Source organism: Nocardia sp. CA-107356, from assembly GCF_050946365.1.
In the GTDB taxonomy this organism is placed as follows: domain Bacteria; phylum Actinomycetota; class Actinomycetes; order Mycobacteriales; family Mycobacteriaceae; genus Nocardia.
Genome location: NZ_CP191992.1, coordinates 4,020,786 through 4,045,639 on the forward strand (window position 1 = coordinate 4,020,786; position 24,854 = coordinate 4,045,639).

Sequence of the window (24,854 nt, forward strand, 5' to 3'; positions counted from 1 at the left end):
GGCCGCTGGCCCTGCGATCGCCCTGGCAAATGGCGCAATCCCGCAGCGCTCACGCCGCGGAGAGCGCGATTTCAGCCTGCCGCCCGGCAGCGCCACCGCGTACTGGACGTCCCGGTCAGCAGGATGCGCGCGGCACCTGTTCCGCCCGGCCGTCTCATGCCACGCTGCGCCGCAGATAGTCGGCGGTAATGGACCGCTGGTCGTCGAGCAGCGCCGACGGTGTCCCGGTGAAGACGATCTCGCCGCCGTGCTTGCCGCCGTCCGGTCCGAGATCGATCACCCAGTCGGCCCGTTTGACCACCTCCAAGTCGTGTTCGATGACGATCACCGTATTGCCCGCGTCGACCAGTCGGTCCAGCAAAGTCAGCAGCGTGTCGACGTCGGCCATATGCAATCCGGTGGTCGGCTCGTCCAGCACGTAGACGCCGCCGCTGCGGTGCAGGTGGTCGGCGAGTTTGATGCGCTGGCGCTCGCCGCCGGACAGTGAACTCAGCGAGCGTCCCAGTGTCAGGTAGCCGAGGCCGACCTCGTTCAGTGCGCGCAGCGGCCCGCGAATCTTGCTGCCCGCGTTGCCGTTCCAGAAGTCGAGCGCCTGCTCCGCCGTCATATCCAGGACATCGGCGATCGACGCACCATGCACGGTGTAGCTCAGCACGTCGAGGCGGTAGCGGCGGCCGTGACAACTCTGGCAGACAGTGGTGATCGGATCCATATACGCCAGATCGGTGAAAATGACACCTGCTCCGCCGCATTCGGCGCACGCGCCCTCGGAGTTGAAGCTGAACAGTCCCGGTTTGACGCCGTGCGCCCTGGCGAACAGCTGCCGCATCGGATCCATGATGCCGATATAGGTGGCGGGGCTGGAGCGCCGGGAGGTGGCGATGGCCGACTGGTCGATCGCGATCGTCTGCGGATGGGCGGTGACGAATGCGCCGGATACCAAGGTGCTCTTGCCCGAACCCGCCACGCCGGTGACCGCGGTGAGCACACCGGTGGGGAATCGCGCGGTGAGGTGCTTCAGGTTGTAGGAGTCGACATCGGTGACGGTGAGCCAGCCGGTCGGAGTGCGGCTGGCATTCTTGACCGGTTGTACCCGGCGTAACCGTTCACCGGTCGCAGTGCCCGAGGTGCGCAGCCTTTCGACGGTGCCCTCGAAAACGATCTGACCGCCGTGCCCGCCCGCGCCCGGCCCCATATCCACGATGTGGTCGGCGACGGCGATGACATCGGGGGAGTGTTCGACCACCAACACCGTATTGCCCTTGTCGCGCAGCTGGATCAGCAGGTGATTGAGCCGACCGACATCGCGCGGGTGCATGCCGACGCTGGGTTCGTCGAAGATATAGGTCATTCCGGTGAGACTGGATCCGAGATGCCGAACGACTCTGAGCCGCTGCGCTTCTCCGCCGGAGAGGGTGGATGTCTCGCGATCCAGCGAGAGATAGCCGAGCCCGACCTCCTCGATCCGTCGCAACCGGGCGGCGGCGGCCTCGGCGATCGGCGCGGCGGCCGTCTGCGAGAGCGCGCCGAGCACCTCGATGAGATCGGATACCTCCATACGGCCGTAATCGGCGATGCCGAGGCCATTGATCCGGCTCGCCAGCGCCGCCGAATTCAACCGCGCACCATCGCATTCCGGACAGATCTGCGCACTGACGACCGCTGTCGCCGCGGCGCGATTCCTATCGCTCAATGCGCCGAGGTCGCGTTTGATGTAGAGCCGGTCGAAACGTTCCAGCAGTCCCTCGTAGGCATTGCTGCCCATCGAGCCGGTCTTGGTCAGTCGTGGCACCCGGAACCCGTTGCCGCGCAGGAACAGCTGCCATTGTTCGGAGGTGAAATCGCGTAATGGCTTTTCCGGATCGAAGAGTCCGGACTCCGCGTAGATCTGCCACTGAAAAGTGCCCACCGCGAACGGTGCGAAAGTGATGGCGCCCTCGTTGAGCGACTTGTCGGTGTCGAGCAGTTTGTCCAGATCCGGCCGCACCACATGCCCGAGCCCGCCACACTCCGGGCACATGCCCACCGGGTCGTTGAACGAATAGTGGGTCGCCGCACCGGCACTCGGGGCGCTGTAGCGCGAGAACAGCACCCGGATGATCGACTGGATATCGGTCATCGTGCCGACGGTGGAGCGGGAGTTGCCGCCGATCGGCTTCTGGTCGACCACCACGGCGGGCGCCAGGTTATCGATCACATCGGCCTCGGGCCGCTCGTATTTCGGCAGTCGGTTGCGGATGAACCAGGTGAAGGTCTCGTTGAGTTGACGCTGTGATTCGACGGCGACGGTACCGAAGACCACCGACGATTTGCCCGATCCGGACACGCCGGTGAATACGACGATCTTGCCTTTGGGGATGGCCAGGGAGATGTTGCGCAGGTTGTTGGCACGGGCCCCGATGATCTGGATGGTGTCTCGATCTGCGTTCACCAGCGCTACGGTAGGGACGAATGAGGACAGAATCGGTCCTCATTGCAGGTGATACTGGAAGCTGTGACCGAAACCGCCGCCCGCCTGCTGCGCCTGCTTTCCTTGCTGCAGACCCGTCGCGAATGGACCGGGCCCGACTTGGCCGAACGTCTCGGCGTGACCGTGCGGACGGTGCGCCGCGATATCGAGCGGCTGCGCGAGTTGGAATATCCGGTGCACGCGAGTCTCGGTTCGATCGGCGGCTACCGCCTGGAGGCGGGAACCGCGCTCCCGCCGCTACTGCTCGACGACGACGAAGCAGTAGCGATCACGCTCGGACTGCGCAATGCGGCGCTCGGCGCGGTCGAGGGGATCGATGAGTCATCGGCACGAGCGTTGGTCAAACTCCAACAGGTGCTGCCCGCCCGGCTGCGCCGTCGCGTCGAGGCGGTGCAGTACGCGACCGTATCCCTGGGCGGACCCGCCGCCGGGCCCTTCGTCGATCCCGAGATCCTGGTCGTGCTGGCCGCTGCCTGCCGAGACAGCGAACGAATCCGCTTCCGCTACCACGACAAGGGCGATACCGAAACCCGCCGCCTGGCCGAACCACACAACCTGGTCTCCGCAGGCCGCCGCTGGTACCTCGTCGCCTGGGATCTCGACCGCGCCGACTGGCGCACGTTTCGCGTAGACCGGGTCGAATCTCCCCAACGGACCGGAATACGCAGTACGCCAAGAGAATTACCCACTGGCGACGCCGCGGCCTTCGTCACCCAGTCGCTGGCCGCGGCCGCGTCCCGCCCGGTGCGGCGCGTGGTCTTCCGCGTGCACGCCCCCGCCTCGGAGGTGATCGAGAGCTTCCGAGTCCGACCGGAGGAGATCGAACCCGTCGACGACACCAGCTGCCTAGTGCGCACCAGCGCCGATTCACTGGAGTGGACTGCCGTACGAATCGCCCACCTGGGTTTGGAATTCGAGGTCGTAGAACCGCAGGAGATGGCCGATATGCTCGGCGACCTCGGCCGCAGACTCTTACGCGCGGCGGGCCAGCGGCAGTAGGAATCACGCTGGCGGATTGAGTGTTTCGTCTTTGCGGAGCAGCTCTGTCACTTCCTCGCCGAGCGCGGGTGTCAACCTGTCCGGGCAGGTGAGGCCGAGTTTGCGGGCGAGCTCGGCACCGTAGAGATCGACGGCCGCTTCCGCGAGGTCGGCCAGTGTCGCGGTGGCCGAACGGGCCTGCAACCAGGCCGCGGTCGCGGCGGCGGCGGCGATGAGAACGGCGGGCCACCACCATGCGCCGATCACGAGATAGAGGCTGGCCCAGCCGAATAGGCGCGCGGCACCGGTGTAGGAGTCGTGTGCGGCACTCAGTTCGGTCCTGGCGTCTTCGGGCAGGGTGAACCACAGCCGCGGCCATACCACCGACAGGTCGATTCGATATCGGGTCGATACTCGAATATCCAAGCCGCGCAGCCGATCTCCGATCCAGGTCGGCCGATCTGCCGGAACCGGACTGATGCTGCGGCAGGCCGCCTCGGCGGCGGGCAGATCGGGGGCGTGCGCTGTCACCGCACCGTCGGACAACGCGGCCCGCGCCGCTGCCACAACCTGCTGGTGCGCCGCATTCCAGCGCTTGCGGCGCGCTCGGGTCAGCCATCGCGCGGGCGGCCGCCGACCCGGGCGCCGAGCCTATTCCGAACAGTGGGCGGGGCTGCTGAACCGCATTCGGGCGCGACCGGGCTCGAGGGGTTCCTGCCTCCGCCGACCATTGAACGGCTGCAACGCCAAGCTGTCGAGGGCCCGATCGTCATCGTGTATGCCGACGTGGCGCACGGCGGTGCGCTCATCCTGTCCCCCGCCGGGGCGGATCATATCCGGCTGCCGGGTCTCAGCTCGGACGCCGTTTTCGAACAGGTCATCGGTCTGTCGGACGCATTGCACGCCGTAGAAGGCGATTTCCTCGGTCGCGCCGCGGCGCAGTCCGCCATCCTCGCGGTGCTCGGCTGGCTGTGGCGCCGAGTCGCCGAACCCATCCTGAATCGGCTGGATATAGCGGGCGGTTCCGACGAACGTGCCCGCGTATTCTGGTGTCCGGTAGGCGCTTTGGCATTGCTGCCGATCTTCGCCGCGGGCCTGCACACCGAACCCGAACACAGCGTGCCGGATCGCACCGTCTCTTCTTTCATCACCACCGTGCGGGCCTTGGAACATGCCAGGAACCGACCGTCCGGGGATGGCGCGTCGGCCGTCATTGTCGCGATGCCGATGGTCGAGGGCGACGATAGCGGGTTCGACGATGGCGCCTGGGATTTCGGCGTCGAACCAGCGGTCGACATGGGTCCAGTGGTAGGGGTGTAGCGGACGTCAATGGACTAAGCTAAGTGATCAGTCCAAGGGGATGGTAGGGCGACACTTGATACCTCGGCGATTTCCTGGAGGCGGCGGGCGGGGATTCCTATGCGGCTCAGTTGGATCAGGCCCTGAGAAATGACGATTATGTGGGCGCTGAGGGCCGAGAGGATGGCGGGGTCGGCGGGGTCGGTTCGTAGGCGGTCGGCTACGCCTTGTTCCATGGCGGCTATTGTGCGGGCGCCGATGGTGGCGACTTCGGGGATGCGGGTGCCGAGTTGGGCGATGCTGTTGATCATGAGGCAACCGCGACGGTCGGGGTGGGCGGCACAGTCGTCGATGACCGCTTGGAACAGAGCGCGGACGGCGGCGCGCGGTGAGCCGGACGCGGATGTGACGACCTCGCGGACGAATCGAGCCCGGCGTTCGCAGTAGCGCTCGAAAGCGGCGAGGAACAGGCCGCGCTTATTGCCGTAAGCGGCGTAGATGCTGCCGTTTCCGACGCCGGTCGCGCGGGATACCTCCTCCACCGACGTTTCGTCGAACCCCTTCGACCAGAACAGTTCCGTCGCGGCGTCGAGCAGGTTCGATTCATCGAACTGTCGAGGTCGTCCCATGCGCTCAGCGTACCAACCGGGTCGTGATGTCGAGCACCTCACTTGTTCTGGAGACGTTCCTCCATAATACTGGTTGACATGTCCCCAAGTTTCGGTGGTACGGCTCGCAGGCGGGTGGGTGTGCTGGTTTTCGACGGCGTCAAGATGCTCGATTTCGTGGGTCCTGCCGAGGTATTCGTCGAGGCGAACCAGTTGGTGGCCGGTTATGAGGTGGTACTCGTTTCGGCCGACGGCAGGGACGTGCACACCTCGATCGGTGCGCGCACGCAGGTGAGCTGCGCGGCGGCCGATGCAGGTCGCTTCGATACGGTCGTGATTCCGGGCAGCGAGTTGCCCGTGGAAAAGTTCGCGACGCCCGAGGTTTCGGCGGCGGCGCGGCACCTGTCTTGGCATACCCGGCGGATAGCGTCGATCTGCAGCGGCGTGTTCGTGCTGGCCCAGCTCGGACTGCTCGACGGCAGGCGGGCGACGACACATTGGAAATTCACCGCCGACCTGGCGCGTCGGTTTCCATCGGTACTGGTGGAACCGGATGCGATTTTCGTGCGCGATGGCAACCTGTACAGTTCGGCCGGTGTCGCGGCCGGTATGGATCTGGCGCTGGCGCTTGTCGAGGAGGATCATGGTGCCGCTGTCGCCCGCGGGGTGGCACAGTCGCTGGTGGTGTACATGCAGCGCGCCGGTGGACAGTCGCAGTTCTCGGCACCACTGAGCGGGCCCGCGCCACGCAGTCCGCAGCTGCGCAGGGTCGTGGATCTGATCTGCGCGGACCCCGCGTACCCGCATACCGTGCCGAGCCTCGCCACGCACGCACGCACGCGTCAGCGTCCGGCACCTGACCCGGCTGTTCCGAACGGAGCTCGAACGTTCGCCCGCCGAGTATGTCGCGTTCATTCGGTTCGGTGTGGCCAGGGATATGTTGCACGCCGGACGCAGTGTTACCGAAGCGGCGATGGCCGCCGGATACGGCAGTAGCGAAGCCTTGCGGCGGGCGTTCGTGGCGCGGCTCGGCATTTCCCCGCGCAAGTATCAGCAGCTGTTCCGGACAACGGGATCGGCCATGGGCACAGGGTTCGCGGCGGCCGTGTCCTGATCATGGGTATTTCCGGCCGGTGAAGGGGGGCGCGGGCACCGAGAAGCAGCAGAAAGTGGCTTGGTCACAGCCTCATATCCAGAAAGGACCGCGATGCCCCTCGCGTCAACCCCGACCGTTGTACTCGTGCACGGCGCCTTCGCCGATGCGTCTAGTTGGTCGCCGGTCACCCGGCGGCTGCTCGACCAGGGCCACCGGGTCGCGGCACCGCCGGTGTTCAACCGCAGCCTGTCCGGCGATGCCGCATACATCCGGTCGGTCGTCGAACAAATCGATGGCCCGGTGTTGCTGGCCGGGCATTCCTACGGCGGCGCCGTCATTACCGTCGCCGGCGTTGCCGAGAATGTCGTCGGCCTCGTCTATGTCTCCGGTTACGCGCTGGAGGAGGGCGAGAGCCTCGGCCAATTGCAAGGCCGGTTCCCGGATTCCGAGCTGGCGGCACATCTGGTCTACACCTCGTATCCGGTCGATGGTGAGACCACCGGAACCGATGTGTCCGTCGAAATCGACGCGTTCCCAGCTATTTTCGCAGCCGGAGTCGACACTGCAAAGGCGCGGGTGCTCGCGGTGTCGCAGCGGCCGCTGTCGGCAACCGCGTTCGGCGAGCCCGCCACAGCCGCAGCCTGGAAGACCAAGCCAGCCTGGGGAATTGTGTCCAGCGCCGACCGCACCATCAATCCGGATGTCGAGCGTTACGGCTATCGACGGGCCGGGCTGCGGACGGTCGTCGAGATCGACGCACCGCACCTGGTGATGCAGACCCATCCGGACCGAGTCGCGTCCGTCATCACCGACGCGATTGCCGAATTGTTTTGATCCACAACACAACAGAAAGGCACCACCATGTCAGGTAATCCGTTGGGCATCTCGCTCGAGCAGGCGGCGCAGGAGTTCGTCGACGCCACCTCGCAGCCGCCGTTCCTCTACCAGCTCGCCCCGGAGGAGGGACGCAAGGCGGTGGATTCGGTGCAGGATTCACCGATTTTCAAGCCCGAGATCGATGAGGAGTGGGTCACGGTCGAGGGCGGTCCGACCGGTTCGGTGCGGGCGCGCATCGTCAAGCCGCAGGGTGTCACCGAGGTGCTGCCCGTGATCGTCTATACCCATGGCGCTGGTTGGGTTTTCGGCGATGCACACACCCACGACCGGCTCGTGCGTGATCTCGCCGTCGGTGTGCGCGCGGCTGTTGTCTTCCCCGAATACGACCGCTCGCCGGAGGTGCGGTATCCGGTAGCCAACGAGCAGTCCTACCGGGTCGCCCAGTGGGTCACTACCAATGGCGCCGACTACGGTCTCGACGCCTCCCGGATCGCGGTCGCGGGTGATTCGGTCGGCGGCAACATGGCCATCGCGTTGACGCTCATGGCGAAGGAGCGCGGCGACCTCTCGTTCGCGCAGCAGGTGCTGTTCTACCCGGTGACCGACGCCAACTTCGACACCGGCTCGTATCAGCAATTCGCCGAGGGTTACTTCCTGACTCGCGCAGGGATGCAATGGTTCTGGGATCAGTACACCACCAGCGCCGAAGAGCGTGCGCAGATCACCGTGTCGCCGCTGCGGGCCAGCACCGAGCAGTTGACCGGGCTGCCGCCCGCGCTGGTCATCACCGCCGAGGCCGATGTGCTGCGTGATGAGGGCGAAGCCTTCGCTGGCAAGCTGCGCGCGGCGGGCGTGCCGGTGACGCAGGTGCGCTACGGGGCGATCATCCACGACTTCGTCATGGTGAACGCGATGCACGATACCCACGCCGCCAAAGCCGCTGTCGCACAGGCAGTTACGACGCTTAAGGCCGCCCTGTACACAGCGTGATCACACTCGTCCACAAACAGATCAGGAGAAATCTATGACCACTCCAACCATCGTGCTCGTCCACGGCGCGTTCGCCGATTCCTTCAGTTGGAACGGCGTCATCGGACACCTACGTGCACAAGGATATTCCGTCATCGCCGCCGCAAATCCGCTGCGCGGCCTCGACAGTGACGCGGCCTACATCGCGTCGGTCGTCGACGGCATCGAGGGCCCGTGCGTGCTCGTCGGACACTCTTACGGTGGCAGTGTCATCACCGTGGCGGCCGAGGGGAAGGCCGATGTCACCGCATTGGTTTACATTGCCGCGTTTATTCCCGACGAGAACGAGAGCGCGCTGCAACTGACCGATAAGTTCCCCGGCTCGACCTTGGGGGCGGCCACCCGTCCCGCGAGCTACCCCCTGCCCGACGGGAGCTCGGGCACCGAACTCTATATCCGCCAGGATGAGTTTCACCGGCAGTTCGCCGCCGATGTCCCGGCGGAAACGGCTGAGCTGATGGCCGCGACGCAGCGGCCGGTCGCCCTTGCCGCGCTGCAGGAGACTGCTTCCGCGGCCGCATGGAAGTCGGTGTCCACGTTCGCATTACTGACCACCGACGATAAGAACATCCCCATCGAGGCGCAGCGGTTCATGGCCGAACGCGCCGGGGCCGACACCGTCGAAATCTCCGCTTCGCACGCGGTCTCGGTCTCCGAGCCCCAAGCGGTCGCCGACCTGATCGTCCGGACGGTCGAGCGCTAGTTCGCCTCGACCCGACTCGCGCTTGCGGGGAATTGCGGCGCGAGTCGGGTCAGGACGGTGCGGTGTCGGGGGTTGAGTTCGTAGCTATCGGGCGGTGTCGATGACGCTTTCCAAAGGGCGGCCCTGGCTGATGGTGAGGACGGTTTGGGCTAGCGCTGCGCACTCCGCTCGCGGCGGCATCCGGATGTCCATCAGGACGACATCGGGTCGCGGTTGGCGGGTGAGCCGGACCGCTTCGCCGCCGTTGCCGGCCTCGCCCACGACGGTGAGATCCGCTGACCGCATATGACCATTGATTCCAAGGTGGGCGGCCCGCACAGCGGGCCGCCCACCTTGGAATCAATCCTCTAGCGTCGTGGCGAAGTCGCGTAGGAAGGCGCCGGAGGTGGCAAGCCCGTCGACGTAGGGCACCAGCATGCCGATTCGGGTCATGGCGTCACCCGACTTCTTTCTTCATCTGCGCGGTGAGGATGCGCTGGTAGCCGGAGCCGAAAATCCGTGGCAGCAAATCGATCACGCGGGCATCGGCGCCGATGAGAATCTTGGCCTTGTCCTTTCGGATGCCGCGCAGCATGGTCTTCGCGGCGGACTCGGGTGTCGTCTTGGCCAATTTGTCGAAGTTGGCGGCCAGGGCGTCGCGGTCGCGATCGCCGCCGGCGCGGGCCTTCCAGGCGATATCGGTTTTGATCATGCCGGGATGGACGCTGCTGACTCCGACGGGGTGGCCCGCGATCCGCATTTCCTGGCGCAGTGCGTCGGTGAAGCCGCGGATGCCGAATTTGGTTGCGTTATAGGCGCCCTGACTGGGACATGCGGCGAGGCCGAACATACTGGAGACATTCGCGATATGGCCGTCACCGGACGCGATGACTTGCGGCAGAAAGGCTTTCGTGCCGTACATGACGCCCCAGAAGTTGATATTGACGATCCACTCGAAGTCTTCCCAGCTCAACTCCTCGACATTGGCGGTCAGTGAGACGCCCGCATTATTGACCACGAGATTGGCCGGGCCGAAGTCGGATCGGACCGCATCGGCATGCGCGTAGACCGCGGCACGATCGGTGACGTCCAGTCTGTAGGCCCGCGCATTGGCGCCCTCGCTTTCGCACAGGGCGGCGGTTTCACTGACATTGGCCAGGTTTCGGCCGGACAATGCCAATTTCGCGCCATTGCGCGCCAGCTCCAGTGCGAGTGCGCGGCCGATGCCAGCGCCCGCGCCGGTGATGACGACGACCTTGTCCTCAAAGTTCTTCACAGCAGGTGTCCTTGGTCATTTGGTGGTGTAGCCGCCGTCGGCGACGAATTCGGAGCCGGTACAGAAGCTGGCCTCGTCGGAAATGAGGAACAGCACCAGGTTGGCCAGCTCACCCGGCGCGGCGGCACGGGGGAGCGGCTGGCCGTGCACCATCGAGTGGGAGCGGTCGGAGTCGGCGGTCATCTCGGTGGCCACGACACCGGGGTGAACCGAGTTGACCCGGATTCCGTCGGCGCCGAACTCTTGGGCGGCGGCCTTGGTCATACCGCGCACCGCCCACTTGGACGCGACATAGCCGAGGATATTGCTGAAGGCGATGATGCCGCCGATCGAGGAGATATTCACGATCGACCCGCCACCTGCCCGGCGCATCGACGGGACAACGGTCTTCATGCCGAGAAAGACCCCGACCTGGTTCACGTCGATGACGCGGCGGTAGTCCGCCTCGGCGAGCCGCTCGATCGGATCGACGTGCACGATGCCCGCATTGTTGACCAGTCCGCAGACGGGTCCGAAGGTACGCTCGGCCTCGGAGACCACTGCCGCCCAGGCCGATTCGTCGGTGACGTCGAGCGGGACGAACAGTGCGTCGTCCCCGAGTTCGGCGGCCACCGCCTTGCCGTCGTCGACGAGGACGTCGGTGATGACGACCGAAGCCCCTTCGGCGGCCAATCGGCGGGCGAATGCGGCGCCCATACCACGTGCGCCGCCGGTAACGATGACGGTCTTGCCCGCTACTCTGTCCACTTTCCTGCTCCTCAGGAGTTCTCGAGATCGGCGATGTGCTGGGCGGCGATATAGCCGAACACCATGGCGGGACCGATGGTCGCGCCCGCGCCGGCGTAGCTATTGCCCATGACCGCTGCCGAATTGTTGCCCGCCGCATAGAGTCCAGGGATCGGCGCACCGTCCGCGCGCAGCACGCGGGAGTGTTCGTCGGTGACCAGACCACCCTTGGTGCCCAGATCGCCGGGCACCATCTCGACCGCGTAGAACGGTCCCTGATCGATCGGGGCCAGGCAGGGATTCGGCGTGACGGTCGGGTCGCCGTAGTAGCGGTCGTACGCGGATTCGCCGCGATGGAAATCCTCGTCGCGCCCGGCTCGCGCGAAACCGTTGAATCGATCGACCGTCGCGGTCAAGGTGTCGGCCGGCACGCCGATCTTGGTGGCGAGTTCGGCCAGGGTTTCGGCCTTCTCGATAATTCCGGCGTCGAAATACTTCTGTGGAATGGCCTGTTTCGGGAAGGTGCCGAGGAACAGGTACCGATTGCGGAATCGCTGGTCCATGATGAAATGCGCGGGGGCATGGCCGATCCCGGTCGCGTGCTGCTCGTACATGGTGTGCACCACGTCGACATAGCTGGCCGATTCGTTCGTGAACCGCTCGCCCGCGTCATTGACCATGATCGCGCCGGGTTGGGAGCGCTCGGCCAGGCAGAAGAACGGCGGTCCGTCCGGATTGCGCACCGAGGGACCCCACCAGGCGTCATCCATCAGATCCAGTGCGGCGCCCAGCTTTTCACCGGCTCGAATCCCGTCGCCGATATTCTCGGTCGCGCCGACGGTCCAGTCTGTACTGACCGGCTCGGCGAAGAATTGCTTGCGCATCTCCAGGTTGTGCTCGAATCCGCCCGCGGCGAGCACAACACCGCGGCGCGCGCGGATGACGATCGGTGCGCCAGCACGCTCGGCATGCACACCGACCACGACACCGCCGTCGGTGATGAGTTCCGTGAGTGGCGTATTCAGCCAGACCGGCACACCCGCGTCGCGTAGCGCCAGCCACAGCCGCGCCACCAGGGCCTTGCCGAGACTCAGCGGAAGCCGTCCGCGAATGCGGTTCAGCACGGCCTTCGCGCCCACCTTCATCGCGGTGCGCTTACCCTTCCAGGTCCGCGCGATCATATTCAGATCGTGGAAGTCGCTGACGGTGAACGCGATTCCCTTCGGACCGGACATGGTGGGCCGGTTGATCAGCTCCAGGTCCTTGCCGAGCAGACGACCGTCGACGATCGCGGGTTCGATGCTGCGACCCTGTGCGAGTCCGCCGGGCAGTTCGGGGTGGTAGTCGGAATAGCCGCGGTCGTAGACGAATTGGAGGTGGTTCGTGCGCGCGGTGAGGTAGGAGAACATGCGGGGGCCGTTGTCCAGGAAGGCATCCTGCTTCTCCTGCGGAACGCGATCGCCGACAACGGATTTCAGATAGATCCGGGCCAGGTCCGGACTGTCGGGCACACCCTCGCGCACCAGCACCGGATTGTTCGGAATCCAGACACCGCCGCCGGAGCGCGCGGTGGAACCGCCGAAGCTGCCGCTCTTTTCGATCAGCACCACCGAAAGTCCACGGTAGGCGGCGGTGAGCGCGGCGGTCATGCCCGCGGCGCCGGAGCCGACGACCACGACGTCGTATGAGTATTCCTGGGACATCTGGCTCTCCTTCACTAGTAACCGGCGCCGGTGAGCATGCCGCCGTCGACGACGATCTCGGTTCCGGTGCAGTAGCTCGCGGCATCGGAGGCCAGGAAGACAACCGCCTCGGAGACCTCGCCGGACTGTCCCCAGCGCGGAATCGGCAGGCCGGCGAAGAAGGTGTTGCCGTCGACGCCCGAGCCCGCCGCCGCCGTCATCGGGGTCGCGATACCGCCGGGATGGATGGAGTTGACCCGGATTCCGTCCTTGCCGAGTTCGCGGGCGGCCGATTTGGTGAGTCCGCGAATCGCGAATTTGCTCGCGCTGTAGGCGGATAGGCCCGCCGCGCCGATGAACCCCTCGACCGAGGAGATATTCACGATGGCGCCGCCGCCGGTCATGGCGGGTGCGGCCGTCTTGATGCCGAGCCAGGTGCCGGTGACATTCACCGTCATGATGGTGGTGAAGTCGGCCAGGCTCATCTCGGCGATGCGCTGGAAGCGCAGCATGCCCGCATTGTTGACCAGCACATCGAGCCCGCCGAACTCGTCCACCGCGGTGCGCACCGCGGTGGCCCAGTCGGCCTCGCTGGTCACATCGTGGTGCAGATAGCGTGCGCCGGTCTCGGCCGCGAGTTGTTTGCCCTCTTCGTCGAGGACATCGCCGAACACCACTCGCGCGCCCTCGGCGACGAAGCGGCGGACGTGTTCGGCGCCCATTCCGCGCGCTCCGCCGGTGATCAGCGCGACCTTGTCATCGAGTCGACCCACTGCAGGTCCGTCCTTTCTCCGGCGTCGGTTCGAACGCCGTGCCGAATTCGACGCTATGGGCGCGAGGGCGGCGCGACCGGAGCCAGTCCCATCCACCGAGACATGCACCTGACCTCAACGAGAGCATCGGAAATATTTCTACTAGGCATATTGAGAAATGGAGGCAATGCATGAAGTTCTCGATGATCTTCGAGGCGCAGATGACCAACCCGTCGGCCGATCACGAGCGACAGGTACTGCGCGACTGCGTCGAGCAGGCGGTACTGGCCGAGGAGATGGGTTTCGACACCGTCTGGGCGGTCGAGCATCACGGCCTGAAGTGGTACGCGCATATGAGCGCGCCGGAGATCTTCCTGACCTGGGTGGCCGCGCGCACCGAGCGGATCCGCATCGGCCACGGTGTGGTGTGTATGCCGTTCAACTTCAACCATCCGGTGCGCGCGGCCGAACGCGCGGCCATGCTCGATGTGCTCTCCAACGGGCGAGTGAACCTCGGCGCGGGCCGCGGCGCCACCCCGCAGGAGACCTCCATGTGCGGCGTCGATCCCGAGCGCACCTACCAGGAGGTGGAGGAGTCGCTGCGGATCATCGGCAAGGCATGGCAGGATCCGGAGGGCGAATTCGAGTGGCACGGTGAGCTGCTCGATATCGATCCGCATCCGATGCTGCCGCGTCCAGTGCAGCTGCCGCATCCGCCGCTGTTCATGGCGTGCACCAAGAAGGACACCCTGAAGCTGGCCGCCGACTACGGAATCGGCGCGCTGGTACTGGGTTTCGCGGGCGTGGAGGAGATCGCCGAATTGCGCCGCACCTACGATGCGGCCATTGCCGAGCGGACCGGCGAGAAGTTCGTCTCCAGCGTGGTCAACGATCACTTCGCCGCGCTGTGCCCGACGATCGTGCTGGACGACCGCGAGAAGGCTCAGCAGATCGGTGCGCGCGGACAGCGGTTCTTCGCGCAGTCCATCAAGCACTGGTACGGCGCAGGTCCGGTTCCGGACGAGGCCGTCGACTCGACCGTGGACGAGATGGCGAGGATTCGTGAGGCCGCCGATGAGCACGTGGCGTATCTGCACGAGGCGAAGATTCCGGTGCAGGCCGGGGCCACCTCGGTTTTCAATGCCGAACACGCCTACGGCAGTCCGGAGGACGCGATCGCCTACGTCGAGCGGCTGCGGGCGGCCGGTGCCGACGAGATCCTGTGCCTGATCCAGATGGGCACGGTGCCGCAGGAGGCCTGCCTGGAGACGATTCGGCATTGGGGCGAGAAGGTCATTCCGCATTTCCGCAACAGCTAGTCACCGCTGAATTGGCAAGGAGCAGACAATGATTGATCTGACCGGCAAGGTCGCGCTGATCACCGGTGCCGCGCGGGGACAGGGCGCCGAGGAGGCTCGACTGTTCGCCGCCGCGGGTGCCAGGGTGGTGCTCACCGACGTACTCGAAACCGAAGGCGAGGCCGTTGCCGAAGCCATCGGTCCCGCCGCGCGTTTCGTGCGCCACGACGTGAGCAGCGCCGACGATTGGGCCGCCGCGGTGCGGACCGCGGTGAGCGAATTCGGCAAGCTCGATGTGTTGGTGAACAACGCGGCGATCTACACCACGAAGGCGCTCACCGAGACCACTGTCGAAGAGCTGGAACGCATTCTGCGGATCAACCTGGTCGGCTCGTTCATCGGCATACAGTCGGTCCTGCCCCCGATGATGGCGGCGGGCGGCGGCTCGATCGTGAACATCTCGTCGCAAGCCGGATTACAAGGGCTCATGGGGCATTCCGCCTATGGTGCGTCGAAATGGGCACTGCGCGGACTGACCAAGACCGCGGCGCTGGAACTCGGTCCCGCTGGGATCCGGGTCAATTCGGTGCACCCCGGTCCCATCGCCACCCCTATGATCGGCCATCTCGGCCTCAGCACCGGGCCGGGTAGCTTCCCCGCGCTGCCGCTGGGCCGTGTCGGCCTGCCGTCCGAGGTGGCAGATCTGGTGGCCTTCCTGGCCTCCGACGCGTCGGCGTTCATCACCGGCGCGGAGTTGGCCATCGACGGCGGATTGTCTGCGGGACAGTTCATTCCGCCGGGCTCGACGCCGCTGGTCGGCTCCACGGGCGAGGGGTGAGGTACCGGCGATGCCGTTGAAACCCGAGGCGCAGACGATCGTCGACCTCGCTTGCGCATCGTTCCCCGCACTGGGCACCGAGGTGCTCGACGCTGCCGAGGCACGGCGGATCCTCGCCGCTCGCCCGGCGGCTCCGGTGGAGCCCATTCCGGTCGAACATGTCGAGGAGCGGATGGTGCCGGGGCCCGCTGGAGCGCCGGAGGTGCGAGTTCGCATGTACCGGCCCGCGGGCGCCGAGCTGCCGGTCGTGGTCTTCTTTCACGGCGGCGGGTTCGTGATCTGCGGTCTGGACAGTCACGATCAGCTGTGCCGGGCGATGAGCATCGGTGTCGGCGCGATCGTGGTGTCGGTGGACTATCGGCAGGCGCCGGAGCACCGATTCCCGGCCGCGGCCGAGGATGCCTACGCGGTGCTGGAATGGGTTGCCGCCCAGGCGAGTACGTTCGGCGGGGATCCGGACCGGATCGCGGTGGCCGGGGACAGCTCGGGCGGAAATCTGGCCGCGGCGACGGCGCTCATGGCCCGAGATCGCCATGGGCCCGATATCGTCCATCAACTGCTGGTCTATCCGATGTTGGATCCGGCGCGGGACACCGAGTCCTACCGGGACAATGCCAACGGATACTTCGTCACCGATGACCATTTGCGGTGGTACTGGGAGCAATATCTCGGATCCGACGGTGCCGTGCAGAATCCCGCTGTGGCGAACCCCTACGCGGCACCACCGCGCGCCACCGACCTGTCCGGGCTGCCGCCCGCGTATGTCATATCCGCCGAATTCGATCCGCTGCGGGACGAGGGTGAGCAGTACGGCGCTCGGCTCCGCGCAGCGGGGGTCGAGACCGTGGTGATCCGCTACGACGGCCAGTTCCACGGATTCTTCAGCATGGCCGACAACCTGCCCGATGCGAAAGAAGCCACCGCCCAGGCCTTTTCCGCACTCCGCCGGGCATTGGAGGTCCGATGAGTGCGGCATCGCAGCGCGATTCGATGACGGGTGGGGCAGTCGAACGACTGGGCACGATTTTTCCCGCCGACAATCTCACCGCCGCCATCGACCTGCTCACCGCCGTATTGGGTACCACCGCGACATTCGTCGACGGTGACCGGTGGGCGCAGTTCGATATCGGTCCGACCCGAGTCATGCTCGCGGGTGCCGATGAGCGTGATATCCCATCCCTTGCGGTCAAGGTCGGCGATCTGGACGCCACACTCGCACGCCTGCGAACCGCCGGCTTTTCGGCCGACGACCCGGTCACCGGTCCGCACGAGCGGCGCACCTCGGTCCGCCCGTCGCCCGAATCACCGTGGGCGATAGTCCTGTACGAACCCGCTCCCGCGAATCGTCCGGCTGGATAGACAAAGCTCACATTCCCTCGCAGGCGGTAATCTCCGTACGCTACCGTATGGCCAGGTTCCATACGGTAGCGAATGGAGGTTCGGGTCATGAGAAATGTCCACGAGCGCGAGTTTCCGGTTCCAGCAGAGCGGGTCGGGGCGCTGCTGGCGCGCGTCGCGGAACCGGATAGTCCGGTGTGGCCGCCCGACTGGCCGCCGATGCGGCTGGACCGGCCATTGGGGGTCGGCGCCCAGGGCGGTCACGGCACGGTTCGCTATCGGTGCACCGAATGGGTGCCCGGGCGGCGCGTGGAGCTGACCTTCCCGCCCGGATTCTTGCTCGAGGGAACGGCCGTCGTGGAGGTAGTCGACGGTCCATGGCCCGACAGTTGCGTGCTGCGGCACGACATGGGCGGGCGGCTGCGCGGCGCCGGCCTGCTCATCTGGCCACTCGCACTGCGCTGGCTGCACGATGCCATGGTCGAAGACATGCTGGATCGGACTGCCGTATCGCTCGGCCTTCCGCCGGTCGCCCCGGCCCGCTGGTCCCCCTGGGTCTCGTTCATCCGCCGGATCATGGGCCGACGACGGGCCGCGGCCGCGCAGCCTGCCCGCTGATCTCGCCATCCCCGACCGGTGTTCGGCGTAGGCCGTCCAGCAGCAGGGTCAAGAGCCGGTCCGCCTGGGCCGCCGGATCGGGTGTGTCCTGCGCGGCCCAGGCGATGGCGCCGATCATGCGCAGGACATCGGCTGCATCGGCGGTAGCGATGACGGTCCCGGATTCCTGAGCGCGGTACAGCAACGCGGTGCCGACCTCGAAAGTCTCGGCATGCCGAGCGGATACCAATTCCGCGCCGCCATCGATGGCGGAATTCAATATCGCGGCGGAGAGTCCGCGAAAGGTGAGGGCGTGGCCGACCGCCGCGCGCAGCCACATGGTGAGTGCCAGATAACTGTCCGGCTCGTCCATCAGGTCGCGGCCCAGTTCGGCGAGTTCGGCGACGCGCTCACCGAGAACCGCTTCGATGAGGTCGAGGCGGGTGGGGAAGTGCCGGTAGAGAGTTCCGCTGGCCACACCGGCGCGCCGGGCGATCTCGTCCAGGGATGCGTCGGCACCGTGCTCGGCGAAGACGATTTGCGCCTGATCGAGCAGTCGCTCGTAGTTGCGCCGAGCATCGGCACGCATCGGCCGCGTTGTGCTGGTGGATCTTTCGCGCGTCAGCGGATGCTCCTCTTGCTAACCGGGGACACAGTCCGTTACTGTTCCGGATAACCGGACTATGCCTCATGTTATCCGACGGGTGGGGCGGCAGGAGGTCGTCACATGGCACTTTCGGTGCAGGACCGAATCGAGATCGGCGACCTGATCGCGCTGCACGGTCACCTTATGGACGCGGGCGAACTGGATCGGATGGACGAGCTTTTCACCGCCGGAATCACCTATGACCTCAACGATTTCGGACTGGGGGAGCTGCGCGGGATTCCGGCGCTACAGGACGCGGCGGTCACGCTCGGCGATGGGAATCCGGTCGGGCATCACATTACGAATATCGTCATCGCCGAGGCAGGCGGCGCGGTCCGGGTGCGGTCGAAGGGGATCGGAATCTATGCCAATGGGAGCAGCGGCAGCGTCGAATACGACGATACGGTCGTGCGCGAGGCGGCGGGCTGGCGCATTTCCTATCGCAAGGTGATCCTGCATCAGGTGCCGCTGGGTGGTCGAGCGACGAGGTCTGTCTAGGTCGAAAAACATACCGCCGGCCCTGTTCTTGTTCGCTACATATTAGTTAGCCGTATACGGACGGTCGCACGTTGATATCGTCGCGCCATGTCGGACACACGGGACGCTCATCTCGACGCCGAGCCTCCCGCCGACCACCAGGTGGAGACGGCGGATGTCGTGCTGCCCGGACCGGATCCGGAGCACCGGGCACTGCCGGACAAGATCGAGGTCGACGACGAGGAACGGCCGGCGCGGGTATTGCGCGGGTGGGCCGAGCGGATCGTGGCGACGGCCGCATTCGCCGTCGCGATGCTGGTGCTGTGGCAGGTGTTTCGGCCATTGGCGCAGGGCAGCCAGTACTACCTGGTGATCTTCCTGGCGGGGACGCTGCCGGTGGTGTTCCTGGCGTATCGGTCCGGTCTGCGGTGGCTCGATCGCGGGGCCGGGCCGGGGCTCGTCGATCGGCTGCTGGCCGTGGTCGCGCTGGTGGTATGTCTGTATCCGGTGCTGCCGATGGCCATCGGATCCGGAGGCGGTGGTTACAACGCGTTCCTGGACCGGCAAGGCCTACTCGATCCGGTCGATATCGCCATGGGCACAGTGCTCTTGGTGTTGGTACTGGAGGCCTCTCGGCGCACCACGGGGTGGGTGTTGCCCGCGGTCTGCGTCGTGTTCATCGGATACGGCTACTACGGCGGGTACTTGCCGCAGCAGTGGACCATCGCGCACGCCGGACTGGACTTCGGGCAGATCGTCGATGCGCTGTACAACTCGGGTAGCGGGTTCTACGGCACACCACTGGATGTCGCGGCCAGCTATATCGTGCTGTTCACCCTCTACGGTGCGGTACTCGAATTCTCCGGCGCGGCACAGTTCTTCGTCGATCTGTCGGTCGCGGCATTCCGGCGCTCGCGCGGCGCGGCCGGACGCACGACGGTCGCATCGGGCTTCCTGCTGGGCACCGTCTCCGGATCGGGCACCGCGACCGCCGTGACGGTCGGCGCGGTCACCTGGCCGATCCTGCGCCGCGCCGGATATCCGCCCGAACAGGCGGCGGGCATACTCGCCGCGGCGGGTGTCGGCGCGATCCTGTCACCGCCGACGCTGGGTGTCGCCGCGTTCATCGTCGCCGAATACCTCGACGTCTCCTATGTCACGGTGCTCGGCTGGGCGATGATCCCGACGCTGCTGTACTACTTGGGGATTCTGCTCGCGGTGGAGATCGATGCGCGTCGGCTCGGCACCGGGCCCGTCGACATCGGCACCACCTCGGTATGGCGGCTGTTCGCCCGATTCGGCTACCACTTCCTGTCTTTGATCGCAATCGTGGTGTTGCTGCTGATCGGCGTGAGCGCCGCCAGAGCCGTCGTATACGCCACCGCGCTGGCGTTCGTGCTCGCCTTCCTCGACGCGCGCGTCCGTGCCGAGGCACGCTCACCGCGCCGGATCTTCCACATGCTCGGCAGCGGTGTGCGTTCGGCGCTACCGGTGGTCGCGGTGTGCACATCGGCGGGGGTGATCACCGCGATCGCCACCAAGACCGGGCTCGGCGCGCAACTGGCCTCGGTGCTGGTGAGTGCGGGAAAGGCGGTGTCGGACAACCACACCGTAGTGCTGGCCTGCACCGTGGCGCTCGCCGCGATCGCACTCGCGCTGCTCGGGCTCGCGGTGCCGGTGACCGCGTCGTTCATCATCGGCTGGGCGATCATCGGTCCGGCACTGCTCGCGCTGGACGTCTCCGCACCCGCTTCGGCGATGTTCGTCTTCTACTACTCGGTGCTCTCGGAGGTAACGCCCCCGACCGCGCTGGCCGCGGTGGGCGCGGCGGCGATCACCGGGGCGCGTGCGGTGCCGACCATGTGGCAGGCGCTGAAGTACGCGCTGCCCGCCTTCCTGGTGCCGATCGTGTTCGTGCTCAGCGGACCCGGTGAATATCTGCTCGGTCACGGACCGGTGCTCGGCGTGCTGTGGACGACGATCGTGGCCGGTGTCGGCGTTGCGGCACTGGCCGTGGCGACGGGCGGCTGGATGCTCGGCGTCGGCCCGGCCGGGGTCGCGGCCCGGTTGCTCGCCGCAGTGGCCGGTCTGGCCTTGCTATACCTGGAGCCCGGCGCACTCGTCGTCGGTCTGGTCGCGCTGACCGCGGCCGTCGGGGTCACTCTGCTCGCCCGAAGGAGGACGACTTGAGAAGAGTTGCCATAGGATTCGCCGTCGCCGTGCTGTCGGCCGGATTGCTGGCCGGATGTGGGGGACGTCGCGACACACCGCAGTCCGATACCGGGAGCGAGGTTACCTGCGAGGTGAAGGACGAGACCCGCGTCGGCATCGCGACCGGCAATTCGACCGGAGTGTACTTCGCGCTCGGCAATGCCTACGCCGAACAGATTTCGCAGGCCACCGGCGGCAAGGTGAAGGCGACCGCGGCCGAAACCGGTGCGTCGGTGCAGAATATCCAGCAGTTGGTGGCCGGCACCTATCAGGTCGCGTTCGCGCTGGCCGACACCGCCGCCGACGCGGTCATGGGCAACGCCGGCTTCGACGGCAAAAAGCAACCGGTGCAGGCGCTTTCGCGGCTCTACCCGAACTACACCCAGGTAATCGTGCGGACCGGCGCCGAGATCGAATCGATCGCCGATCTGCGCGGCAAGCGGGTCTCCACCGGCTCGCCGAAGTCCGGCACCGAGGTGATCGCCCAGCGCGTATTGCAGGCGGCCGGACTCAACCCGGACAGCGATATCTCAGCCCAGCGTTTGGATCTCACCAAAACGGTGGACGGTATGAAGGACGGCTCCATAGACGCCATGTTCTTCTCCGGCGGTCTGCCCACCCCGGGCATCACCGACCTGCTCACCTCCACCAAGGGCAAGGTGCGCTTCCTCGATATCGCCGATGTCACCGGCAGCATGCACGCGGTGAATCCGGTCTACGAGGAGGGTACGATTCCGGCCACCGTCTATGGCCTGACCGCCGATGTGAAGACCATCGTCGTGCCGAACCTGCTGCTGGTGCGTGAGGATCTCGACGCGAATCTGGCATGCGTACTGACCAAGACGCTCTTCGATCGCAAACCCCAACTGGAACAGGCGAATTCGGCCGCCAAAGGGATCAGCCGCGATACCGCGACGATCACCGCACCGGTGTCGTTGCACCGTGGGGCGGCGCATGCGCTGACGAAGTAGGGTCGGCCGTCGCTCCGGGGTGCGGCGATACGCCTTGGGGCGCTGCGTCAGCCGCTGTGGTAACAATGAAAGCCGCTGTTGGACGTAATGGACGGCCGAAGATTGGCGTGCCGGCAACTCAGCGCGCCAACGCTTCGGTGAGCGCGTGGGCCGTCCCGACGGTGGCAGCGATGAACTCGTCGCGCTCGGGCTTGGTCGTCGATGCGCGCAGCGGCCCCAACTGGACTTCGTACGCCGCAACGCTCGCGGCGTCGAATACCGGTGCCGCGAGATAGCTCAGCGGCAGCACGGCGTCGGAGTCGAGTTCGGCCCTGGTGAACGGCCGCGAGGTGAGAAACGCCAGGCGGCCCAAGGCCCTGGTGCGCAGGTGGGGCTGTACGAGTTCGCTGCCCATAGCGCCGAGGAGGTCGGCGAGGAGTTCGACCGTGCCCGCGTCGTCGGTATGTGGACGGAACAGGGCGACGCCGCGATCGCGAACGAGGGTGAGTAGGCCGCTCGCGATGCGGCGGTCCGACTCGGGTGCGGTGGCCAGCCAGGTGTTCTGCTCGGTGGCCGAGCGCCACGGCATTACGCTGGCCCCGGCCGGAAATTGCAGCGGGATGCGATGGCCGACGGGGATGCCGGGGACCACGCGTTCGGGCCCGTGGCGCACGTCCAGCACCGTGAGGTGGTCGGGCTCGATCCGACTGAGGGTCGCGCCGTAGCCGGTGCGGACGGTGAGTTCGGTGAGAATATCGCCGAGTGCGCGTGGCAGGGCGGGGCCGTGCGGATTCGCCAGAGCCGGGCCGAGGCGGTATCCGCGGCTCGGATCGCGCAGCACCCAGCCCGCCGAATCCAATTCGGTGAGAATCGCGGTCGCGGTCGCGCGGGCGATATCGAGGCGGTCCGCGATACCCGCGACGCTGATCGGCTCCGGGGCCGCGGCGAGCAGTGACACGATATCGATGACGCGGCGGGTCGGCGGGGACGGGGACCGGTCGGACATGGACAACCTCTTGTGCGGTTCAGCGGGACGGCTCTACGATGACGAATATTACGACAAACAGTGTCGAATATTCGACAGTTGTGGAGTGCGCATGATCCTGGACAGATTCCGAATCGACGGACAGGTCGCCGTTGTCACCGGCGCGGGGCGCGGCCTCGGCGCGGCGATCGCAGTGGCCTTCGCGGAGGCGGGCGCGGACGTCGTCATCGCATCCCGCACCAAGAGCCAGCTGGATGAGGTCGCCGAGCAGGTGACGGCGGTCGGCCGTCAGGCCCATGTGGTGCCCGCCGACCTCAGTGATATCGAGGCGACCGCCGGGCTGGCGGCCGCGGCCGTCGAGCGCTTCGGGCGGCTGGATATCGTGGTCAACAATGTCGGCGGTGCGCTGCCGTGCCCGTTGCTCGATACCACGCCGGACGCGCTGGTGCAGGCCTTCAACTTCAATGTGAGCAATGCGCACGCGCTGGTGCGTGCCGCAGTACCGAAGATCCTCGAAACCGCTGGTGGCGGTTCGATTCTCAATATCACCTCGACCATGGGTCGCTTGCCCGGCCGCGCCTTCGTCGCCTACGGGACGGCGAAAGCGGCACTGGCGCACTACACCCGGCTGGCGGCAATGGATCTGAATCCGCGCATCCGGGTCAATGCCATCGCGCCGGGATCGATCCTGACCTCCGCCCTGGAGATCGTGGCGAGTAACGATGCCATGCGCACCGAACTGGAGGCGAAGACGCCGCTGCACCGCATCGGTGAACCCGAGGATATCGCCGCCGCCGCACTGTATCTGGTGTCGCCAGCCGGAAAGTATGTCACCGGTAAGGTGCTCGAACCCGACGGTGGTCTGATCGCGCCCAATCTCGACCTGCCGCTTGCGGATCTGTCATGACCTACCGCGTAGTCCAATGGGGCACCGGCAATGTCGGCGCGCATGCGCTGGCCGGTGTGATCGCGAATCCGGATCTGGAATTGGCCGGGGTGTGGGTATCGGGTCCGAAGAAGGACGGGCTCGACGCGGGAACCATTGCCGGACTGGATCATCCGGTCGGTGTGGCCGCGACAACGGATACCGAGGCGATACTGGCCGCGAGACCCGACTGCGTCGTCTACTGCTCGATGACAGATAATCGTTTGCTGGAGGCGGTCGAGGATCTGCGCAGGCTGCTCAGTGCCGGTATCAATGTCGTCGCGTGCGCGCCGGTATTCTTCCAATACCCCTATGGTGTGCTGCCGGATGAGCTGCTGAAGCCGATCCAAGAGGCCGCGGCGCAGGGTAATTCGTCGCTGTGGGTCAATGGCATCGATCCGGGCTTCGCCAATGATCTACTGCCGCTCGCGCTCGCGGGCACCTGTCTGCGCATCGACCAATTGCGGTGCATGGAGATCGTCGATTACGCCAGCTACGACAACCGTGAGGTCATGTTCGACATCATGGGTTTCGGCAAACCGCTCGACGAGATCCCGATGTTGTTGCAGCCCGGGGTGTTATCGCTCGCGTGGGGCGGCACCGTGCGTCAGTTGGCGGCGGGGATCGGCGTGACCCTCGATGCCGTCACCCAGACCCACGAACGCATCCCGGCCCCCGAGTCCTTCGACATCGCGACCGGCCATATCGCGGAAGGTACTACGGCCGCACTGCGTTTCGAGGTGCGCGGCATGGTCGGGGACGAGGTCGTGACGGTCCTCGAACACGTCACGCGGCTGCGCCCCGACCTGTGCCCCGAATGGCCGCAACCCGCCCACCACGAGGGCTCCTACCGCGTCGAGATCACCGGCGAACCCAGCTATGCCATGGACCTGGTCACCTCCAGCCGCAACGGTGACCACAACCATGCGACGCTGCTGGCCACCGCCATGCGCATCGTCAACGCGGTCCCGGCGGTCGTACGAGCGCCAGCGGGCATCCTCACCGCACTGGACCTCCCGCTGATCACCGCCCCGGCCACCCGCCCATCCGCGTAACTCGATGCTTCGCACCTCTTGTCGGGCCCATAGCGGAATCGAACTCCCTTGAACCCCAAGCTCAGTCAGAGCCATGTGTCCCTACCTGCGCCAACTCGT

At 66.1% G+C, this 24,854-nt stretch carries 25 protein-coding genes and 1 pseudogene; 16 read left to right on the plus strand and 10 right to left on the minus strand.

Going from position 1 to position 24,854, the window contains the following annotated elements; all coding sequences use genetic code 11:
* Positions 1 to 154 precede the first annotated feature (154 nt).
* Entirely contained in the window at positions 155 to 2,431 is a 2,277-nt protein-coding gene (locus tag ACQP1G_RS17940; RefSeq protein WP_433205401.1) for an ATP-binding cassette domain-containing protein, read from the minus strand.
* 63 nt (positions 2,432 to 2,494) lie between these two features.
* Between ACQP1G_RS17940 and ACQP1G_RS17945 the strand changes: the two genes are divergently transcribed.
* Positions 2,495 to 3,469, plus strand: a complete 975-nt coding sequence (locus ACQP1G_RS17945) for a helix-turn-helix transcriptional regulator (RefSeq protein ID WP_433205404.1) — start codon at positions 2,495 to 2,497, stop codon at positions 3,467 to 3,469.
* Between the two features lie 3 nt (positions 3,470 to 3,472).
* Here the strand turns inward: ACQP1G_RS17945 and ACQP1G_RS17950 are convergent, their stop codons facing one another.
* The gene (locus ACQP1G_RS17950; protein WP_433205407.1) at positions 3,473 to 4,015 is read right to left on the minus strand and encodes a hypothetical protein; all 543 of its coding nucleotides are present in this window, start codon (positions 4,013 to 4,015) and stop codon (positions 3,473 to 3,475) included.
* 96 nt (positions 4,016 to 4,111) lie between these two features.
* Between ACQP1G_RS17950 and ACQP1G_RS17955 the strand changes: the two genes are divergently transcribed.
* Entirely contained in the window at positions 4,112 to 4,768 is a 657-nt protein-coding gene (locus ACQP1G_RS17955) for a hypothetical protein (protein WP_433205410.1), read from the plus strand.
* A 14-nt stretch (positions 4,769 to 4,782) separates the two neighbouring features.
* Here ACQP1G_RS17955 and ACQP1G_RS17960 read toward each other — a convergent pair whose 3' ends face one another.
* Positions 4,783 to 5,376, minus strand: a complete 594-nt coding sequence (locus ACQP1G_RS17960; protein ID WP_433205413.1) for a TetR/AcrR family transcriptional regulator — start codon at positions 5,374 to 5,376, stop codon at positions 4,783 to 4,785.
* Positions 5,377 to 5,454: 78 nt separating this feature from the next.
* Here ACQP1G_RS17960 and ACQP1G_RS17965 point away from each other — a divergent pair.
* From ACQP1G_RS17965 to ACQP1G_RS17980, 4 genes and pseudogenes are all read left to right on the plus strand, one after another.
* Positions 5,455 to 6,469 (plus strand): annotated as a pseudogene (locus ACQP1G_RS17965) (GlxA family transcriptional regulator).
* A gap of 93 nt (positions 6,470 to 6,562) precedes the next feature.
* Positions 6,563 to 7,285, plus strand: a complete 723-nt coding sequence (locus ACQP1G_RS17970; protein ID WP_433205416.1) for an alpha/beta fold hydrolase — start codon at positions 6,563 to 6,565, stop codon at positions 7,283 to 7,285.
* 27 nt (positions 7,286 to 7,312) lie between these two features.
* The gene (locus ACQP1G_RS17975) at positions 7,313 to 8,278 is read left to right on the plus strand and encodes an alpha/beta hydrolase (RefSeq protein WP_433205419.1); all 966 of its coding nucleotides are present in this window, start codon (positions 7,313 to 7,315) and stop codon (positions 8,276 to 8,278) included.
* 34 nt (positions 8,279 to 8,312) lie between these two features.
* Positions 8,313 to 9,020 carry an alpha/beta fold hydrolase gene (locus ACQP1G_RS17980; RefSeq protein WP_433205422.1) on the plus strand — a complete coding sequence of 236 codons (708 nt, stop codon included), beginning with the start codon at positions 8,313 to 8,315 and terminating at the stop codon, positions 9,018 to 9,020.
* A gap of 84 nt (positions 9,021 to 9,104) precedes the next feature.
* On the opposite strand, the gene ACQP1G_RS17985 is transcribed toward ACQP1G_RS17980, so the two are convergent.
* From ACQP1G_RS17985 to ACQP1G_RS18005, 5 genes are all read right to left on the minus strand, one after another.
* On the minus strand, positions 9,105 to 9,305 hold the full coding sequence (locus ACQP1G_RS17985) for a hypothetical protein (protein ID WP_433209611.1): 201 nt from the start codon (positions 9,303 to 9,305) through the stop codon (positions 9,105 to 9,107).
* A 151-nt stretch (positions 9,306 to 9,456) separates the two neighbouring features.
* A complete protein-coding gene (locus ACQP1G_RS17990; RefSeq protein WP_433205425.1) occupies positions 9,457 to 10,275 on the minus strand; it encodes an SDR family NAD(P)-dependent oxidoreductase in 819 nt (272 codons plus the stop codon).
* Between the two features lie 15 nt (positions 10,276 to 10,290).
* Positions 10,291 to 11,022 (minus strand): glucose 1-dehydrogenase, encoded by a 732-nt coding sequence (locus tag ACQP1G_RS17995; RefSeq protein ID WP_433205428.1) that lies wholly within the window; start codon positions 11,020 to 11,022, stop codon positions 10,291 to 10,293.
* Positions 11,023 to 11,033: 11 nt separating this feature from the next.
* Complete coding sequence (gene kstD, locus ACQP1G_RS18000; RefSeq protein ID WP_433205431.1) at positions 11,034 to 12,704, minus strand: 3-oxosteroid 1-dehydrogenase; 1,671 nt, start codon at positions 12,702 to 12,704, stop codon at positions 11,034 to 11,036.
* A 14-nt stretch (positions 12,705 to 12,718) separates the two neighbouring features.
* A complete protein-coding gene (locus ACQP1G_RS18005; RefSeq protein WP_433205434.1) occupies positions 12,719 to 13,456 on the minus strand; it encodes a glucose 1-dehydrogenase in 738 nt (245 codons plus the stop codon).
* A gap of 170 nt (positions 13,457 to 13,626) precedes the next feature.
* Here ACQP1G_RS18005 and ACQP1G_RS18010 point away from each other — a divergent pair, with 170 nt between their 5' ends.
* The 5 genes from ACQP1G_RS18010 (at position 13,627) to ACQP1G_RS18030 (ending at position 17,527) form a co-directional block, all read left to right on the plus strand.
* On the plus strand, positions 13,627 to 14,754 hold the full coding sequence (locus tag ACQP1G_RS18010; RefSeq protein ID WP_433205437.1) for an LLM class flavin-dependent oxidoreductase: 1,128 nt from the start codon (positions 13,627 to 13,629) through the stop codon (positions 14,752 to 14,754).
* Positions 14,755 to 14,782: 28 nt separating this feature from the next.
* Complete coding sequence (locus ACQP1G_RS18015) at positions 14,783 to 15,571, plus strand: glucose 1-dehydrogenase (RefSeq protein WP_433205440.1); 789 nt, start codon at positions 14,783 to 14,785, stop codon at positions 15,569 to 15,571.
* Positions 15,572 to 15,581: 10 nt separating this feature from the next.
* Positions 15,582 to 16,538, plus strand: coding sequence for an alpha/beta hydrolase (locus ACQP1G_RS18020; protein WP_433205443.1), 957 nt, complete (start codon positions 15,582 to 15,584; stop codon positions 16,536 to 16,538).
* Positions 16,535 to 16,930: a VOC family protein gene (locus ACQP1G_RS18025; protein ID WP_433205446.1), complete on the plus strand. Its 396-nt coding sequence runs from the start codon at positions 16,535 to 16,537 to the stop codon at positions 16,928 to 16,930. The genes ACQP1G_RS18020 and ACQP1G_RS18025 overlap by 4 nt, the downstream gene beginning before the upstream one ends.
* Before the next feature lie 87 nt (positions 16,931 to 17,017).
* The gene (locus tag ACQP1G_RS18030; protein WP_433205449.1) at positions 17,018 to 17,527 is read left to right on the plus strand and encodes an SRPBCC family protein; all 510 of its coding nucleotides are present in this window, start codon (positions 17,018 to 17,020) and stop codon (positions 17,525 to 17,527) included.
* On the opposite strand, the gene ACQP1G_RS18035 is transcribed toward ACQP1G_RS18030, so the two are convergent.
* Positions 17,484 to 18,095 carry a TetR/AcrR family transcriptional regulator gene (locus tag ACQP1G_RS18035; RefSeq protein ID WP_433205452.1) on the minus strand — a complete coding sequence of 204 codons (612 nt, stop codon included), beginning with the start codon at positions 18,093 to 18,095 and terminating at the stop codon, positions 17,484 to 17,486. The genes ACQP1G_RS18030 and ACQP1G_RS18035 overlap by 44 nt on opposite strands.
* A gap of 138 nt (positions 18,096 to 18,233) precedes the next feature.
* Here ACQP1G_RS18035 and ACQP1G_RS18040 point away from each other — a divergent pair, with 138 nt between their 5' ends.
* From ACQP1G_RS18040 to ACQP1G_RS18050, 3 genes are all read left to right on the plus strand, one after another.
* Positions 18,234 to 18,650, plus strand: coding sequence for a nuclear transport factor 2 family protein (locus ACQP1G_RS18040; protein ID WP_433205455.1), 417 nt, complete (start codon positions 18,234 to 18,236; stop codon positions 18,648 to 18,650).
* An 87-nt stretch (positions 18,651 to 18,737) separates the two neighbouring features.
* Positions 18,738 to 20,819 carry a TRAP transporter permease gene (locus tag ACQP1G_RS18045; protein ID WP_433205458.1) on the plus strand — a complete coding sequence of 694 codons (2,082 nt, stop codon included), beginning with the start codon at positions 18,738 to 18,740 and terminating at the stop codon, positions 20,817 to 20,819.
* Complete coding sequence (locus tag ACQP1G_RS18050) at positions 20,816 to 21,811, plus strand: TAXI family TRAP transporter solute-binding subunit (RefSeq protein WP_433205461.1); 996 nt, start codon at positions 20,816 to 20,818, stop codon at positions 21,809 to 21,811. Before ACQP1G_RS18045 ends, ACQP1G_RS18050 begins: the two co-directional genes overlap by 4 nt.
* A 118-nt stretch (positions 21,812 to 21,929) precedes the next feature.
* Here ACQP1G_RS18050 and ACQP1G_RS18055 read toward each other — a convergent pair whose 3' ends face one another.
* Complete coding sequence (locus ACQP1G_RS18055) at positions 21,930 to 22,796, minus strand: helix-turn-helix domain-containing protein (protein WP_433205464.1); 867 nt, start codon at positions 22,794 to 22,796, stop codon at positions 21,930 to 21,932.
* A gap of 91 nt (positions 22,797 to 22,887) precedes the next feature.
* Here ACQP1G_RS18055 and ACQP1G_RS18060 point away from each other — a divergent pair, with 91 nt between their 5' ends.
* Complete coding sequence (locus tag ACQP1G_RS18060) at positions 22,888 to 23,682, plus strand: SDR family oxidoreductase (RefSeq protein WP_433205467.1); 795 nt, start codon at positions 22,888 to 22,890, stop codon at positions 23,680 to 23,682.
* A complete protein-coding gene (locus ACQP1G_RS18065; protein ID WP_433205470.1) occupies positions 23,679 to 24,755 on the plus strand; it encodes an NAD(P)H-dependent amine dehydrogenase family protein in 1,077 nt (358 codons plus the stop codon). Before ACQP1G_RS18060 ends, ACQP1G_RS18065 begins: the two co-directional genes overlap by 4 nt.
* Positions 24,756 to 24,854: the final 99 nt, after the last annotated feature.

Excerpts from the sequence above, each read along its gene's own strand:
- ACQP1G_RS17960 (WP_433205413.1), bottom strand. The coding sequence starts at position 5,376 with ATGGGACGACCTCGACAGTTCGATGAATCGAACCTGCTCGACGCCGCG.
- ACQP1G_RS17970 (WP_433205416.1), top strand. The coding sequence starts at position 6,563 with ATGCCCCTCGCGTCAACCCCGACCGTTGTACTCGTGCACGGCGCCTTC.
- ACQP1G_RS17975 (WP_433205419.1), top strand. The coding sequence starts at position 7,313 with ATGTCAGGTAATCCGTTGGGCATCTCGCTCGAGCAGGCGGCGCAGGAG.
- ACQP1G_RS17980 (WP_433205422.1), top strand. The coding sequence starts at position 8,313 with ATGACCACTCCAACCATCGTGCTCGTCCACGGCGCGTTCGCCGATTCC.
- ACQP1G_RS17985 (WP_433209611.1), bottom strand. The coding sequence starts at position 9,305 with ATGCGGTCAGCGGATCTCACCGTCGTGGGCGAGGCCGGCAACGGCGGC.
- kstD (WP_433205431.1), bottom strand. The coding sequence starts at position 12,704 with ATGTCCCAGGAATACTCATACGACGTCGTGGTCGTCGGCTCCGGCGCC.
- ACQP1G_RS18010 (WP_433205437.1), top strand. The coding sequence starts at position 13,627 with ATGAAGTTCTCGATGATCTTCGAGGCGCAGATGACCAACCCGTCGGCC.
- ACQP1G_RS18015 (WP_433205440.1), top strand. The coding sequence starts at position 14,783 with ATGATTGATCTGACCGGCAAGGTCGCGCTGATCACCGGTGCCGCGCGG.
- ACQP1G_RS18020 (WP_433205443.1), top strand. The coding sequence starts at position 15,582 with ATGCCGTTGAAACCCGAGGCGCAGACGATCGTCGACCTCGCTTGCGCA.
- ACQP1G_RS18025 (WP_433205446.1), top strand. The coding sequence starts at position 16,535 with ATGAGTGCGGCATCGCAGCGCGATTCGATGACGGGTGGGGCAGTCGAA.
- ACQP1G_RS18030 (WP_433205449.1), top strand. The coding sequence starts at position 17,018 with ATGAGAAATGTCCACGAGCGCGAGTTTCCGGTTCCAGCAGAGCGGGTC.
- ACQP1G_RS18035 (WP_433205452.1), bottom strand. The coding sequence starts at position 18,095 with ATGCGTGCCGATGCTCGGCGCAACTACGAGCGACTGCTCGATCAGGCG.
- ACQP1G_RS18040 (WP_433205455.1), top strand. The coding sequence starts at position 18,234 with ATGGCACTTTCGGTGCAGGACCGAATCGAGATCGGCGACCTGATCGCG.
- ACQP1G_RS18045 (WP_433205458.1), top strand. The coding sequence starts at position 18,738 with ATGTCGGACACACGGGACGCTCATCTCGACGCCGAGCCTCCCGCCGAC.
- ACQP1G_RS18055 (WP_433205464.1), bottom strand. The coding sequence starts at position 22,796 with ATGTCCGACCGGTCCCCGTCCCCGCCGACCCGCCGCGTCATCGATATC.
- ACQP1G_RS18060 (WP_433205467.1), top strand. The coding sequence starts at position 22,888 with ATGATCCTGGACAGATTCCGAATCGACGGACAGGTCGCCGTTGTCACC.
- ACQP1G_RS18065 (WP_433205470.1), top strand. The coding sequence starts at position 23,679 with ATGACCTACCGCGTAGTCCAATGGGGCACCGGCAATGTCGGCGCGCAT.